This is a genomic window from Arthrobacter sp. EpRS71 (assembly GCF_001512285.1).
Taxonomy (GTDB): Bacteria; Actinomycetota; Actinomycetes; order Actinomycetales; family Micrococcaceae; genus Arthrobacter.
This window is the reverse complement of sequence record NZ_LNUV01000004.1, coordinates 470449-485187: the sequence shown is the minus strand read 5'-3', so window position 1 is coordinate 485187 and position 14739 is coordinate 470449. Positions and strand designations below refer to the sequence as shown.

The 14739-nt window shown below is 60.7% G+C and carries 13 protein-coding genes; 5 read left to right on the top strand and 8 right to left on the bottom strand.

Features of this window, described 5'->3' with window-relative positions:
- Nucleotides 1–3: 3 nt before the first annotated feature.
- From ctaC to AR689_RS09700, 3 genes are all read right to left on the bottom strand, one after another.
- Entirely contained in the window at nucleotides 4–876 is an 873-nt protein-coding gene (gene ctaC / locus AR689_RS09710; RefSeq protein WP_062069602.1) for an aa3-type cytochrome oxidase subunit II, read from the bottom strand.
- A gap of 183 nt (nucleotides 877–1059) precedes the next feature.
- A complete protein-coding gene (locus AR689_RS09705) occupies nucleotides 1060–1452 on the bottom strand; it encodes a HesB/IscA family protein (protein WP_062069600.1) in 393 nt (130 codons plus the stop codon).
- A gap of 164 nt (nucleotides 1453–1616) precedes the next feature.
- Nucleotides 1617–3050 (bottom strand): dipeptidase, encoded by a 1434-nt coding sequence (locus AR689_RS09700; RefSeq protein WP_062069598.1) that lies wholly within the window; start codon nucleotides 3048–3050, stop codon nucleotides 1617–1619.
- Nucleotides 3051–3185: 135 nt separating this feature from the next.
- Here AR689_RS09700 and AR689_RS09695 point away from each other — a divergent pair, with 135 nt between their 5' ends.
- Nucleotides 3186–3779, top strand: coding sequence for a DUF3043 domain-containing protein (locus AR689_RS09695; RefSeq protein ID WP_062069596.1), 594 nt, complete (start codon nucleotides 3186–3188; stop codon nucleotides 3777–3779).
- Nucleotides 3780–3852: 73 nt separating this feature from the next.
- Here the strand turns inward: AR689_RS09695 and AR689_RS09690 are convergent, their stop codons facing one another.
- A complete protein-coding gene (locus AR689_RS09690; RefSeq protein WP_062069594.1) occupies nucleotides 3853–4932 on the bottom strand; it encodes a quinone-dependent dihydroorotate dehydrogenase in 1080 nt (359 codons plus the stop codon).
- Nucleotides 4933–5006: 74 nt separating this feature from the next.
- On the opposite strand from AR689_RS09690, the gene AR689_RS23645 reads away from it, so the two are divergent.
- The 3 genes from AR689_RS23645 to AR689_RS09680 all read left to right on the top strand — a co-directional run bounded on the left by AR689_RS23645 (nucleotide 5007) and on the right by AR689_RS09680 (nucleotide 7382).
- Nucleotides 5007–5132, top strand: a complete 126-nt coding sequence (locus AR689_RS23645; RefSeq protein ID WP_286158878.1) for a hypothetical protein — start codon at nucleotides 5007–5009, stop codon at nucleotides 5130–5132.
- Between the two features lie 154 nt (nucleotides 5133–5286).
- Nucleotides 5287–6312: an alpha/beta hydrolase gene (locus AR689_RS09685; protein ID WP_062069592.1), complete on the top strand. Its 1026-nt coding sequence runs from the start codon at nucleotides 5287–5289 to the stop codon at nucleotides 6310–6312.
- Entirely contained in the window at nucleotides 6309–7382 is a 1074-nt protein-coding gene (locus AR689_RS09680; RefSeq protein ID WP_062069590.1) for an alpha/beta hydrolase, read from the top strand. The genes AR689_RS09685 and AR689_RS09680 overlap by 4 nt, the downstream gene beginning before the upstream one ends.
- 33 nt (nucleotides 7383–7415) lie before the next feature.
- On the opposite strand, the gene AR689_RS09675 is transcribed toward AR689_RS09680, so the two are convergent.
- From AR689_RS09675 to leuA, 3 genes are all read right to left on the bottom strand, one after another.
- On the bottom strand, nucleotides 7416–8240 hold the full coding sequence (locus AR689_RS09675; protein ID WP_062069589.1) for an isoprenyl transferase: 825 nt from the start codon (nucleotides 8238–8240) through the stop codon (nucleotides 7416–7418).
- Nucleotides 8241–8242: 2 nt separating this feature from the next.
- The gene (recO, locus tag AR689_RS09670; RefSeq protein ID WP_062069587.1) at nucleotides 8243–8995 is read right to left on the bottom strand and encodes a DNA repair protein RecO; all 753 of its coding nucleotides are present in this window, start codon (nucleotides 8993–8995) and stop codon (nucleotides 8243–8245) included.
- Nucleotides 8996–9080: 85 nt separating this feature from the next.
- Complete coding sequence (gene leuA / locus AR689_RS09665; protein ID WP_062069585.1) at nucleotides 9081–10820, bottom strand: 2-isopropylmalate synthase; 1740 nt, start codon at nucleotides 10818–10820, stop codon at nucleotides 9081–9083.
- Nucleotides 10821–11069: 249 nt separating this feature from the next.
- Here leuA and AR689_RS09660 point away from each other — a divergent pair, with 249 nt between their 5' ends.
- A complete protein-coding gene (locus AR689_RS09660; RefSeq protein WP_062069583.1) occupies nucleotides 11070–13022 on the top strand; it encodes a M13 family metallopeptidase in 1953 nt (650 codons plus the stop codon).
- 75 nt (nucleotides 13023–13097) lie between these two features.
- Here the strand turns inward: AR689_RS09660 and AR689_RS09655 are convergent, their stop codons facing one another.
- Nucleotides 13098–14648, bottom strand: coding sequence for an LCP family protein (locus AR689_RS09655; protein WP_062069581.1), 1551 nt, complete (start codon nucleotides 14646–14648; stop codon nucleotides 13098–13100).
- Nucleotides 14649–14739: the final 91 nt, after the last annotated feature.

Genomic DNA, 14739 nt, shown 5'->3' with positions numbered 1-14739 from the left:
CCCTTACTTGGATTCGTTCAGGTTCGGGTTGCGGTCATATTCCGCACCGAGGAGGCCCGTGTTGCCTTCCTGGCGAAGCTTGTCCATGTGAGCCTGGAATTCAGACTCGGAGACAACCTTGACGCGGAAAAGCATTTCGGAGTGGTATTCACCGCAGAGCTCGGCACACTTGCCATCGAAGGTGCCCTCCTTGGTGGGGGTGAACCTGATGTAGTTCGTCTTGCCCGGGATCATGTCGCGCTTCTGAAGGAAGGCCGGTACCCAGAATGAGTGGATGACGTCGCGGGAGTTCAGCTCCAGGTCCACGGACTTGCCAACGGGCAAGTACAGGGTGGGAAGCAGTTCCTTGTCGACCTCATTGCCGGTCAGGTGGGCCTGAACGCCGGCCTCGTGGAGGTCTTCATTGATGACCTCACCCTGCTTGTAGTTGAAGTCCCATGCCCACTGCTTGCCGCGGACGTCAACAACGACGTCGGCAGGCTGGGAACGGTCATCAATTGCACGCTGGTCCTGGTCGGTGAAGTAGAAGAACACCAAAACCATGAACAGCGGGATGGTCAAGTAGAAGACCTCGAGCGGCAGGTTGTAGCTGAGCTGCTTCGGGAAACCCGTGGTGCCCTTGCGGCGACGGTAAGCGATGATGCACCAGACCAGGAGGCCCCACGTGATGATACCGACTGCCAAGGCGGCGATCCATGAGTTGACCCAGAGGTCCATGATCCGGTCAGTGTGGTTGGTCGTGCCGCGCTCTGTAGGCAGCCAACCCTTCTCTACCTCTGGTGAACATCCGGTCAAAACCAACGCGCCGGCTAGTGCCAAGCCAGTGATCGATGTGATCTTTATGCGTCGGCTGCCGGTTCGGTTCTGCGAACTCACAGACGGCCCTTCCTCTTGTTGCTGTCTCCCGGCAGGCCGAAGGCTCACCGGGCACACTAAAAGTTTTACTACCCGATGTAGAGCTTACCGCTATCACGCGGCTTTCGCGCACATGTCAGCGCCGTGGCTCCGAACGATTTCAAACACGCTCGAAGGGGCGCCGACATGCGGCGATGGCTCACATCAGTGGAATGAATCGCCGCAGGCGCAAGACCCGCCGGCGTTCGGGTTATCAATAGTGAAGCCTTGCTTCGAAATCGTGTCTTCGAAGTCGATGCTTGCGCCGCTGAGGTAAGGAACGCTCATCTTGTCGACTACCACCTCAACACCGTCGTAGTCGCGCACAGCATCTCCGTCGAGGAGGCGCTCATCGAAGTAAAGCTGGTAGATCAGACCCGAGCATCCACCAGGCTGGACTGCAACGCGCAGCCGAAGGTCTGTGCGCCCTTCCTGCTCGAGGAGGCTGCGGACCTTGCCCGCGGCAACGTCGGTCAGATTGACCTCGTGCGTGGCCAGTTCGTCGTCGCTGGTGACGAGCTGTGCTCCGGTGCTGTTTTCGTTGGTTGCAGTGCTCATTGGCCTACCTTCTTATGAAGCTCTTGGCGGCGGCGCCGGAGCGCTGCCTGCCCTTACCCAATTACGTACGGGTTATAGCTAATGCTACGTCGCGCAGACGATTAGCTATAACTTCTGACGTAACCACTGAGAGCATTTGGTTGTTCCCGGCGCGCCGCCGGAGCTTACTCCGCCAAGCCTTCAGCGTTGAGCCGGGCCAGCATGAGGGTCTCAGCCAGGACGGCATGCCGGAAGTCACCGATGTGCAACGATTCGTTGGCGCTATGCGCACGAGAATCGGGATCCTCAACTCCGGTCACCAGGATCTGGACCTCCGGATACATCTCCAGGAGATCGGCGATGAAGGGAATGGAGCCACCGATTCCCATTTCCACCGGCTTGACACCCCACGACTCTCCCAATGCCCAAAGCGCCATCCTTGCCGCGGCCGATGTTGTATCGGTGGAGAAGGCGTTGCCGCTCTCCCCCGGCGTAAATGTGACCTGAGCCCCAAACGGCGCATGGGATTCGACATGCTGTTTCAGTGCGGCCATCGCGGCTTCAGGGTCCTGGCCCGGAGCCAACCTCATGCTGAACTTCGCCCGGGCTGCCGGTATAAGGGTGTTGGATGCGACGTCGACTGCGGGGACGTCCATTCCAATGATGGAGAGTGCGGGCTTGGTCCACAAACGCGAGGCGATGGTTCCGCTGCCGGCAAGCCTCACGCCGTCGAGCACTGATGCATCAGCCCGGTAGTCCGCTTCGGTGAGGTCCACAGCCACCTCGTCCCGGCTGACGAGGCCGGCCACTGCTACATTGCCGTGGTCGTCGTGAAGCGTCGCAATAAGCCGTGACAAGAGAGTGGGAGCATCGAGTACGGGGCCGCCAAACATTCCCGAATGGACGGCGTGCTCCAGGACACGCACTTCGAACGTCCCGTCCACCAGGCCACGAAGGCTCGTGGTGAGTGCGGGCACTCCCACCTTCCAGTTGCTGGAGTCCGCAACGACGATCACATCGGCCCGGAGAAGTTCCTGGTGCTCTTCAAGGAAGGTCCGGAAAGTGGGCGACCCCGCTTCTTCTTCGCCTTCGAAGAAGAGGGTCACGCCCAGCCCGAAGTCCTCCCCCAGAACCTTCGTCACGGCGCTGTAAGCGGCAAGGTGGGCCATGATGCCTGCTTTGTCGTCGGCGGCGCCACGACCGTACAGGCGGCCATTCCGCTCTTCGGCGACAAACGGTTCCGAGTGCCAGAGGCTTCGGTCCCCCGGGGGCTGGACGTCATGGTGGGCGTAAAGCAGGATGGTCGGCTTGCCCTGGGCGGCGGGTCGGCGCGCGACGACGGCAGGACCACCGGGCGTACCGTCCGGCTTGTTGCAGCGAAGGATACGGACGTCCTCCATGCCGGCCGCCTTAACCAAGGAAGCGACGGCGTCGGCGCTCCGATCGAGTTCCTTGGGATCGAAGCTTGCCCACGCAATCCCCGGAATGGCCACCAGGTCTTCCAGTGACGCGAGCGTGGCGTCGAAGGATTCGTTGACCGCCGCCGTCAGTGCCTCGACCGGAGTGGAGCCTGGATGCCCTTGCTTGTTCTGCGGGATCTCCGCATGTGCTGAAGTCATGGGCCACACTTTACCGCCGGGGATTCTCCCTCCGAAGCAGGCACAGCCGGAACAACGGGTCCGCACGCGGGCCACAGGGCACCGGCAAACCGGACACGTAACGTGCACCACCTTTCAGAGGGGTATTCTGTATGGGTGTTCGGACGCAAAAAGGAAGAGCCCAGCGCTCAATCAGTAGTAGATCAGGCCTACGCCACCGCACAGGAGCCCGGTGCAGGAAAGGGCGCCCCAACGCCCAAGCGGAAGGACCAGGAAGCGGCCCGCAAGCGCCCATTGGTTCCCACCGACCGCAAGGCTTCCAAGGCAGCCGAAAGGGTAGCCATTCAGGATCAGCGGCAGAAAATGCGGCAGGCCCTGGACACAGGCGACGAGAAATTCCTCCCCCTTCGGGACAAGGGCCCCCAGAAGCGGTACACGCGTGACTACGTCGATGCCCGCTTCAGCCTCGGTGAGTACCTCATGTTCGGCGCATTGCTGTTCGTGGTGATTTCCCTGATCATTCCGCCCACCAGCGCCGGCATCAGCTACGTCCTCATTGGCTTCTGGATCATGTTCCTCGCCGTCTTCGTGGACGTCTTCATCCTCTCGCGCAAACTTCGTAAGCGCCTGACGGAGAAGTTTGGCGAAGTGGAACGTGGCTCAATCTGGTACGGCTGCATGCGCGCCCTTCAATTCCGCAAGCTCCGCCTTCCCAAACCCCAGGTAAAGCGCGGACAGTACCCCGACTAAGCGTTACAGTCCCTTATGCCATTAAGAGAGACCCCGGACCGCTGGTCCGGGGTCTCTCTCGTTAAGGCCGGCCTTAGCGGGATGCCTGCTTGCGAAGCTTCACGAGACCCTTGTTGATCCGGGACGCCCAGAAAGGGCCTTCGTAGAGGAATGCCGTGTAACCCTGCACCAACGTGGCCCCGGCATCCAAGCGATCCTGAACGTCCCGCGGGGTCTCAACACCACCCACCGCAATAAGGACAAGCTGGTCCCCTACCGAGTCCTTGAGCCTGCGCAGAACCTCCAAGGACCGCTGCTTGAGGGGCGCACCGGACAAGCCGCCGGCGCCAAGAGACGCCACTTTTGCTGCGTCCGAAACGAGCCCGTCACGGGTAATCGTGGTGTTGGTAGCGATGATGCCGTCAAGTTTCAGGTCCAACGCAAGCCGTGCGACGTCGTCGACATCCTCATCGGAGAGGTCGGGCGCAATCTTGACCAGCAGGGGAACGTGCCGCCCGGCGGCTTCATCGGCCGCGTCGCCAACGGACCGGAGCAGGGGCCGCAGGCTTTCCACGTTCTGCAACAAACGAAGCCCAGGGGTATTGGGCGAGCTGACGTTGACCACCAGGTAGTCGGCCGCCGGCGCCAGGCTGCGGGCACTGACCAAGTAATCCTCGGTAGCATCATCGAGCTCAACCACTTTGGTCTTGCCGATATTGACCCCGATGATCGGCCGGACGTCCGGGTGCAGCCGCTGCAAGGCAGCCCGTGCTGACTTGAGTCTCGGCGCGACTGCTGCGGCGCCGTCGTTATTGAAACCCATGCGGTTGATAACCGCCTTGTCCTCAATCAAGCGGAAAAGGCGCGGCTTGTCATTTCCCGGCTGCGCTTGGCCGGTGATGGTCCCGACTTCCACATGCCCGAATCCGAGCTCGGACAGCGCTTCGATGCCGTGCCCTTCCTTATCGAAGCCTGCCGCCAAGCCGAAGGGTGAGGGAAAGACAAGCCCCAGAGCCTCCGTGCGAAGAGAAGCATCAGGAGCCGTGATCCTGGCGAGGATCCTCCCGGCGCCGGAACGGTGGGCCGCCCGGATTCCTTGGAAGCCGATCTTGTGGGCCTTCTCGGCATCCATCCAGGAGAAGGCCAACTTGAAGAATGTGGGGTAAACACGCATGGTCCTAGTTTTCCCGGTTACCGACAACTCACCAAACCCGTGACCTTGGCTGCAGCTGGCATGTAGGCATGCCGATGAAGAATCGTGACGTACATCATGGGAACCACAAGGTCGCTGTGGACCAGGGCGTCGATTTCCTGCAGGCTTCAACGCCTGCTGTTCTTGCGACGCGCAAGAACAAGCTCACCCGCACCGGTTGACGGACCCTCGGCATGGACCCCTGATGGCCACCCGCCTCTCGGAGGTGGTGGCATCCACGGATATCGGGCGTTGGAAGGAACCTTGCCTGGAGTTTGTCTGTTCACCGGGAGGGCTGCGGGCCGCCACGCCGCTGCCAGTGTCTAAGCTGAACCCATGGAGTGGACCGCTGACATCCTTGGACCCGACTTCCAATCCTGCGGCGTTGACGCCACAGGACCGGATGGAGTGATCAGGCACGCCACCTTGATCCGGCACGGTGTCCGCTCCGAGAGGCAGAGCAACGACGGCGACCAGTCGCCGCCGAAGCGTCACGGCGCCATTCTCTTCCTGCACGGTTGGAGCGACTACTTCTTCAACACCGAACTGGCCGACTTCTGGGCAGAGCAAGGCTACGACTTTTATGCCTTGGATATGCACAACCACGGCCGGAGCCTCCGTTCCAATACGCCCGGCGGCTATGTGGCGAACCTGACCGACTACGACGCCGAGATTCAAGAGGCCATCGACATCATCCATCTCGATCGTGATGCCTCCCCGAAGGGGAGCCTGACGCTCATGGGCCATTCAACCGGCGGGTTGGTGGCCGCGCTGTGGGCCAGCCGTCATCCAAAGGACGTCCAATACCTGGTTCTCGACAGCCCGTGGCTGGAGATGCACGGCAGTTCACTGGTGCGGCGCGCCGCGCAAGCCATGGTGTCCCCCATCGCAAGAATCCGGCCCGAGACTGTCCTCAGGTTGCCGGAACGTGGCTTCTACTTCCGCAGCATCAGCAGCACAGCCGAAGGGGAATGGACTCTGGATGAGAACTATCGGCCTCCGCTTGCGTTCCCTGTCCGCGCTGGCTGGCTCAGTGCCGTCTTTGCCGGCCATTCACAAGTGGCCCGCGGCCTGAAGCTGGAGATGCCGGTCCTTGTACTGACCTCTACCACCAGCGCCAATGGAATGGTGTGGCAGGAATCGATGCGCCGTTCGGATGCCGTGCTGGACGTCAGTGTCATCGCCTTGCGAGCTATGGCTTTGGGGCGGACAGTTACCTTGGAACGCATCGACGGCGCCCTCCACGATGTCTTCCTTTCGGCTCCAGCCGTGCGGAGAGACGCCTATGCGCGCCTTGCGCGGTGGGTCAACGGATTCATGGATAACAACGAGCCTGAGCATTGGCGGGAAGGAGAAGCATGACCACCACGGAGGAGTCGGTTTCACTCTGGCAACCCGACGTTCTCGGCCACGGTTACGAGTGCATGGATCTGCCTCTTAAGGCCGATGAAGAGGGGCCGGTCAAAGCCACCCTCATCCGGCATGCACCGCCAGCTGCCCATCCGTCTCCACAAGGCGTGCTGGATTTTCTCGTGTCCTTTACCAAGCGCACGCGCCGCCCCGCACCAGCAGACCCCGGGGGTGCGCCGAGAGTAGTTCTCTACTTGCACGGGTGGGCTGACTACTTCCTGCAAACTGAACTGGCCGAGTACCTGACGGCGTCGGGCTTTCATTTCTATGCCTTGGACCTGCGGAAGTTCGGCCGCAGCTTGTTGCCGGGGCAGACCCCCGGCTATACGTCGGATCTCGGTGTTTACGACGAAGACCTCGCCGCGGCCATCCGTGAGATCGAACAAGACATCGCACTAAGAACCAGAAACGCCACTCCGCCCACTATCCACATGCTCGCCCACTCCCTGGGCGGTTTGATCGCGGCTTTGTGGGCCGATCGTCATCCCGGCCGGGTGGGTACCTTGGTGCTGAATTCGCCGTGGCTTGAACTCCAGGGAAGCAGTCTGGTCCGAAGCATTGCCATGCATCTGGTGGAACCCTTCGCACGGACCGATCCGAAGCGTCCATTCAGATTCCCGGAAATGCCGGCGTACTGGGAAAGCGTCAGCAATGAAGGACATGGCGAATGGATCCTCGATCCCGTGTGGCGGCCGCGGGCTTCTTTTCCCATCCGGGCCGGATGGACAAAAGCGGTTCTGGCGGGCCACGCAGCAGTGGAACGCAAGCTCACCATCGATGCTCCCGTGCTGGTCCTCCTGTCCGGGCGGACCCGGATCCAGGCCGAATGGACTGCTGACCTGATGCGCGCTGATGCGGTTATTGACGTCGAAGAAACCGCACGAAGGGCCCTTGGCCTTGCACGGCGGACTGCCGTGTTCCGCTATCCCGGTGCCCTGCACGATGTTTTTCTCTCAAGGCGGACCGTCCGCCAACAGGCCTATCGTGACGTAGCTGTATGGCTGGCGGCCTATCCCTACTGATTTAGCAAGCGCGTTCTATTTAGCCGACGCATGCTACTTAGCTGCCGGTGCCGCATCAACGGCTCCTCCGTAGCGACGGTCGCGTTGTGCATAAATCTCGACGGCGTCCCAAAGGGTCCGCCGGTCCACGTCCGGCCACAACGTGTCCATGAAGACGAACTCCGCATAGGCGGATTGCCACAAGAGGAAGTTGGACAACCTCTGCTCCCCCGAGCTGCGGAGAAAAAGATCCACATCGGGAAGGTCCGGCTCATCCAGATATTTTTGAATCGTCTTCTCCGAGACCGAGCCTGGCTTAAGCCGGCCGGCGGCGACATCGTGCGCGATGGCTGAGACGGCGTCGGCAATTTCCGCGCGGCCGCCGTAATTAACACACATGGTCAAAGTGCAGGTGTCATTGGCGCGGGTATATTCCTCGGCCTCTTCCAGTTCCTTGATCACCGATCCCCACAGGCGGGGGCGGCGGCCGGCCCAGCGGATCCGGACACCCCACTCATCCAGCTGGTTGCGCTGGCGGCGTAGTACATCCTTGTTAAATCCCATCAGGAATCGAACTTCTTCGGGCGACCTGCGCCAGTTTTCGGTGGAGAACGCATAGACGCTGACGTACTTGATTCCCAGCTCGATAGCCCCGGCCATGACGTCCAGGAGGGCTGGCTCCCCCGCCTTGTGCCCCTCTATCCGCGGGAGGCCACGCTGATTGGCCCACCGACCGTTGCCGTCCATGACTATCGCCACATGCTGCGGGATGAGCTCCCGTGGAATGCTTGGCGGTACCGCCCCGGAAGGGTGTCCGTAAGGGGCCACCACGGGAGTGGTCCTTGCGACGATTGACTTACTTTGCTTTCCAAGTACCACTGTCAGCTTCGCTCCACGTGTTTGAGTGATTTCAAGGCCCGTTCAAGGTGCCATTGAAGGTAGCTTGCCACCAAGCCGGCGGCCTCCCGCCTATGCCGCGGGTCTGAAGCATCGGCGACGCTCCATGTACCGGTCAGCAGGGCACCGAGCAGCACCACAGTCTCCGGCGCCGGCGCCGGCGAACCCGGAGGCCTGCAGTCGCCGCACACCATGCCGCCTACGGGAGCGGCGAATGCCGTGTGAGGACCGGGACGGCCACAACGTGCACAATCGGTGAAGCTTGGCGCCCAGCCACCGGTGGCTAACGCCCGCAATAGATAAGAATCGAGAATGAGTTCCGGTGGATGGTCCGAACGGCTCAGTGCAGCCAGAGCCCCAACCAGGAGATTGTAGTGTGCGGTCCCTGACTCAGTATCGGCATCCGTGAGCTTCTCGGCAGTCTCGGTCATGGCTGCGGCCACGGTAAAGCGCCCATAATCGGCGGCGATGCTGCTTCCGTACGCCCCCTTTGCCACAGCCTGGGTCACGATGTCCAAGGTCCGGCCTTGAACAAGTTGCAGATCCGCCACCATAAACGGTTCCAGACGGGCTCCGAAGCGGCTGCTGGTCCTACGGACGCCCTTGGCAACGGCACGAACCTGCCCGTGGTGCTTGGTCAGCAACGTGATGATTCGATCCGCCTCACCCAACTTATGGGTGCGGAGCACCACGGCATCGTCCCGATAGGAGCGTGCTGCAAACGACGGATTGGCCACAACTAATCTTCGCACTATGCCGGGGTCCGGCTGTGTTCGCCGGACCGTGTGGTGACGGGAATTCCCGTCACCACACGGCGGGTGCTTACGCCTGGGCGTCCCGAACAGCCCGGTTTACAGCCGAAATCAAGGCCTTCAGGGATGATGTGGTGGTGCTGGGATCAATACCCACACCCCACAAGACGCGCTCTCCGACGGCACATTCAACATATGCTGCCGCGCTTGCGCTGCCGCCTTCGGACAGGGCATGCTCGCTGTAATCCAGCACCCGCACGTCAACGCCGTCATGGTGCAGTATGTCCAAGAGGGCCGCAATAGGACCATTGCCGTGGCCGGTCCGGCGGACTTCCACGCCGTCGATCCGGAGGTTTGCGTTCATGGTCATTGCACCGGACTCGTCCGTCTCAGTGCTCACGCTGCCCAATCCATAGCGACCCCACTGGGCTTGCTCCTCGTCAGAAGGCAGGTATTCGTCCTGGAAGATCTGCCACAGCTGGGCGCCACTGACTTCGCCGCCCACGGCATCGGTACGGCGCTGGATGACTCCTGAGAACTCAATCTGGGCACGGCGGGGCAGATCCAGGTTGTGCTCGTTCTTCAGCAGGTAGGCTACGCCGCCCTTGCCGGACTGGGAGTTGACCCGGATCACGGCTTCGTAGCTGCGACCCAGATCCTTGGGGTCGATGGGCAGGTACGGCACTTGCCAGGTGAAGTCGTCAACCGGCTTCCCGGCAGCAGCAGCGTCCTTCTCCAACGCCTCGAAGCCCTTCTTGATGGCATCCTGGTGCGAACCGGAAAAAGCGGTAAAGACGAGGTCGCCGCCGTAGGGTGAACGCTCCGGAACCGGCAACTGATTGCAGTACTCCACGGTGCGGCGGATTTCATCAATGTCGGAGAAATCAATCATGGGGTCAACGCCCTGGACGAACATGTTCAAGCCCAGCGTTACCAGGTCCACATTGCCTGTACGTTCGCCGTTGCCGAACAAGCAGCCTTCGATGCGATCGGCACCGGCCAGATAACCGAGTTCGGCAGCAGCGACGCCGGTGCCGCGGTCATTGTGCGGGTGGAGGGAAATGATGATTCCCTCACGAGGGTGCAGGTTTCGGTGCATCCACTCGATGGAGTCGGCGTAGACGTTGGGCGTCGCCATTTCAACGGTGGCCGGCAGGTTAATGATGACCTGCTTGTCAGCCGATGCCTCGAAGACGTCCGCAATGGCGTTGCACACACGAGCGGCGTACTCGAGCTCGGTCCCGGTGAAAGACTCCGGCGAGTACTCATACGTAATATGCGTGTCCGTCAGGGTCTCTTCATACTTCTTGCACAAACGAGCACCCTGCAGGGCAATGTCCAGAATGCCGTCCTCGTCCTGGTTGAACACCACGCGACGCTGCAGTACCGAGGTGGAGTTATACAGGTGCACAATCGCCTGCTTGGCGCCAACCAGAGACTCGTAAGTGCGTTCGATCAAATGCTCACGTGCCTGCGTCAGAACTTGGATGCTGACATCATCCGGAATATGGCCGCCCTCAATGAGTTGGCGAACAAAGTCGAAGTCGGTCTGCGACGCTGAAGGGAAACCAACCTCGATCTCCTTGTAGCCCATCTTGACGAGCAGCTGGAACATCTTCAGCTTGCGGGCCGGGCTCATGGGATCGATCAGCGCCTGGTTGCCATCGCGCAGGTCTACTGCGCACCAGCGCGGCGCCTTGGTGATGACTTTGTCGGGCCATGTACGGTCCGGGACCTCGACGTTGATCAGGTCTTGGAACGGCAGGTAGCGGTGAATCGGCATACCGGAGGGCTTTTGTGCATTACGCATGACGTGTGGCCTTTTCTCTAAGAACTAAATGAAAGCTTAGCCGGACACAACGGAACTCCGCGGCGAGGATGGCCCAGCTTTAGATAGCTTTCAGGCCTCGCCGCGGCAGCTAAGAAGAAGCATCGCCGTACGCACAAATTCACAGTAACACGATGCGTATGATGACAGTGCAACACCTCATGCAACGTCCACTATGCAGACGCCGCGACGGTGGCAACGCCGGCTGCAGTGTCCACACAAGGAGCCACAGTGCCACAATCGGGGATCTCTCTTTCGAATATCGATCACAGCGTCCGGCCCCAGGACGACCTTTATCAGCACGTCAACGGCGCGTGGCTCAACAGCACAACGATCCCCGACGACAGGCCACTGGAAGGTACCTTCACAGCCTTGCGGGATGGCGCCGAATTGGCCGTCAAGGCGATCATCGAAGAAGCGGCCGCCAAGGGAGAGTCCGCCACCGGCGTCGAACAACAAGTCGGCGGTCTCTACGCCAGCTTCATGGACGAAGAAGCTGCCGAAGCAAAAGGCATGGACCCCGTCCGAAGCCGCCTTGATGAGGTTCAGGCAGTGGGCACTGTGGAGGAACTGGCTGCCTTGATAGGACGTTTGTTCCGCTCAGACGTCTCCGGACTCTTCTCCATCTACCCTGCCCCGGACGCCGGCAACCCCGAACGCATCCTCCTGTATATCGGGCAGGGGGGCCTGGGCTTGCCGGACGAGTCCTATTACCGCGAAGAAAAGTTCGCGGGCATCGTGGCTGCCTACGGCGATTACATTTCAAAGCTTTTCAACCTCGCGGGCATCGCGGACGCGCAAGCTTCCGCACAGCGCATCGTCGCACTGGAAACCGCCTTGGCGTCCCACCACTGGGACAACGTCACCCTGCGGGACCCCCAAAAGACCTACAACCTCAAGACCGCAGATGAAGCAGTGGCAATCTTCCCCCTGCTCGACACGTGGTTCCAGGCGGCACGGGTAGACGCAGCAAAGCGGAGTGAAATAGTGGTGAGCACTCCGGACTTCTTTGCGGGCGCTGCGGCTTTGCTGGAATCCGAGTCGCTGGAAGCCTGGAAGGAATGGCTGACACTCCGCGTTCTCAGCTCGGCGGCCCCGTACCTGTCATCAGGGTTCGTCTCCACGAACTTCGACTTCTACGGCACCACGCTCAGCGGTACGCCACAGAACAAAGAGCGGTGGAAGCGCGGGGTTGCAGTAGTCGAAGCAGCCCTCGGCGAGGCCGTGGGCCAGATCTATGTTGATCGCCACTTCCCTGCGGGACATAAGGCAAGGATGGAGACGCTGGTCTCAAACCTGATCGAAGCCTACCGGGAGAGCATTTCCTCCTTGGCGTGGATGGGCGAGGACACCAAAAAAGAGGCACTCAAGAAGCTTGACGCATTCCGGCCAAAGATTGGCTTCCCGGAGAAGTGGATCGACTACTCCGCCGTCGAGATCGACCCCACGGATCTTCTCGGAAACGTAGAGCGCGCCCATGACGCGGATGTGGACCGGCATCTGGACGAAATCGGCAAGCCGGTTGATCTGACAAAGTGGCTCATGACACCGCAAACAGTCAACGCCTATTACCATCCCATGCTCAATGAGATCGTCTTCCCTGCGGCTATCCTTCAACCTCCGTTCTTCACGGCGGATGCTGATGATGCTGTGAACTACGGTGGCATTGGTGCGGTGATCGGCCACGAGATCGGCCATGGCTTCGACGACCAAGGGTCCCAGTTCGATGGCAGCGGCGCACTTCGCAACTGGTGGACAGAGGACGACCGGAAGGCCTTCGAGGCACTGACTGCGAAGTTGGTTGCCCAGTACGATGCTTTGTCGCCTTATGCGGCGCCGGACCATAAGGTCAATGGCAAGCTGACCCTGGGTGAAAATATCGGAGACCTCGGTGGCCTGACGATTGCCTACAAGGCCTACCTCCTCAGCCTGAACGGAGCCGAGCCGGAAGTCATTGACGGTTTTACAGGATTCCAACGGTTCTTCATGTCGTGGGCTGCCGGTTGGCGCCAGGTGATCCGTGCCGAAGAAGCCATCAGGAGGCTTGCTACCGACCCCCACTCCCCCAACGAGTTCCGCACCAACGCCATTGCCCGCAACCTCGATGCGTTCCATAAGGCGTTCGCCGTCAATGCAGGCGACGGCATGTGGATGGAACCAGGGGAACGCGTCAGCATCTGGTAGTTTCCGGAAACGCAAAGGCCGGGCCAGTGAGAACTGGCCCGGCCTTTAGCTTGCGCCTCAAGAGATGAAGCTACGTTACTGGTCGATGTACAGGGGATTCACCTGTTGGCACACGGCGTCATTTGCTGTCTGGTTAACCACATCGGACGGTACTGAGGCTGCGCCGTAGGCGGTTCCGGTTCCAAAGTCCGTACCGACGTAAAGTTGCACTCCCGCTACACCCGGTGCTTCCTGAACCTGCGCGGCCGGGATACCGAACAGTGAAGCTACGTCGGCAGCCACGTCCGCAAACCCAGGCCCGTAGTAGAGCACCGTCTGGTCCACGGGGTTGGCCAGGTAGGACACTGCCTGCGCGAATCCGTTGCCGGTGATGACGGTCATGAGTTCCTGCGCCCTGGTGGCCACGCCGCTGCCGTTGGCAACGGCCACTGGTTGGATCGCCTTGTCATACGCCGGTGCCACAGCCGTGGGCTGCGGGGCCGGGCTTTCACTGGGTGCTGGTGTGGACGTGGCTCCTGGCGTTGTGAGGTCAAGATCCGCGCGAAGTGCGGCAAACAGCTGTGACGCCTGGGGCTCGACGAGTTCCAACCTGTTCGGATCAACCGCGGCAGCTTGAGTGGGCACCGCAACAAAAGCAACCTTGGACACGTCAATGTCCTTGAGTCGCCCACCGATGGTGAGCAGTGAGGGAACGGACGCCAGCCCCTCATCGACTGTCAGATTCTGGGTGACCACATCCGCGATCTGCAGCAATCTCTGCGGGTTGCCCAGGGTTCCTTCATCCTTGAGCTTCCTTGTGAGGGAAGAGAGGAACGCTTGCTGACCCTTGATGCGCCCGAGGTCGCCTCCATCACCGAAAGCGTGCCTGGTCCTCAGGAATGCCAATGCCTGCTCGCCTTCAACCAGGGAATCACCCTTGGCCAGGCGGAGGCGGGAATCCGGGTCAAACACGGGATCACTGACGCAGACATTAACTCCGCCCACAGCGTGGGAAAGCTCCTTGACTGCGTTGAAATCGGCCATCATAAAGTGGTCGATTTGCAGGCCGGTAAGTTTGTTGACGGTGTCCACGGCGCAACCGATTCCCGCCTCAGCCATGGCTTCGTTGATCATCACGCCGCTGCGGGCAGGGAACGTCTGGTTGTTGGTACGGTCAGTACACTGCGGCACATCCACCAGTAGATCCCTGGGAAAGCTCAGGACATTGACGCGTTTATTGTCCGCAGAAATGTCAAGCAACATCATAACGTCCGAGTGACCATAGCCCGTGGAGTCCTCGGTGCTGCCGTATGCAGCGTTTTTCCCGTCGCGTGTATCGGAACCGAGTATCAGGATCTGCAAGCGATCCGTCTTGTCATTGACCAAGGGGTCGTCAGCGTTGCGCGTTTCCCCGGCGCTCAACGGCGCCTTGGTGATGTTGGTCTGCAACCGGATAAACCAAAAAGCAGCGAAGGCGACACCGGCAACCAGCGCTACGGACACAACGCCAGTAACAATCTTTAACCACAGTGGCAGGCCTTTGGGCGCCTTCATATGGCGAGGGGTGCCTTCGGCATCCTCTCCATGGCGTGCCCCGGCGGGGCCAGCGGTGCCGGTGCCCTGCGGGCGGGCGTCACGACGTCGCACTATTTGGTTTACCTTTCATCAAACAGCTGGATCCCCGCAATCATAGTTGCCGATTCTGGGAAGTTCCTTATCTGGCCCAAAACCACGCCGG

Bases quoted from the DNA above. Each gene is read 5' to 3' on its own strand.
- AR689_RS23645 (WP_286158878.1), top strand. From the start codon at position 5,007: ATGAAGAATCGTGACGTACATCATGGGAACCACAAGGTCGCTGTGGAC.
- AR689_RS09685 (WP_062069592.1), top strand. From the start codon at position 5,287: ATGGAGTGGACCGCTGACATCCTTGGACCCGACTTCCAATCCTGCGGC.
- leuA (WP_062069585.1), bottom strand. From the start codon at position 10,820: ATGCGTAATGCACAAAAGCCCTCCGGTATGCCGATTCACCGCTACCTG.
- AR689_RS09700 (WP_062069598.1), bottom strand. From the start codon at position 3,050: ATGACTTCAGCACATGCGGAGATCCCGCAGAACAAGCAAGGGCATCCA.
- AR689_RS09705 (WP_062069600.1), bottom strand. From the start codon at position 1,452: ATGAGCACTGCAACCAACGAAAACAGCACCGGAGCACAGCTCGTCACC.
- AR689_RS09690 (WP_062069594.1), bottom strand. From the start codon at position 4,932: ATGCGTGTTTACCCCACATTCTTCAAGTTGGCCTTCTCCTGGATGGAT.
- AR689_RS09680 (WP_062069590.1), top strand. From the start codon at position 6,309: ATGACCACCACGGAGGAGTCGGTTTCACTCTGGCAACCCGACGTTCTC.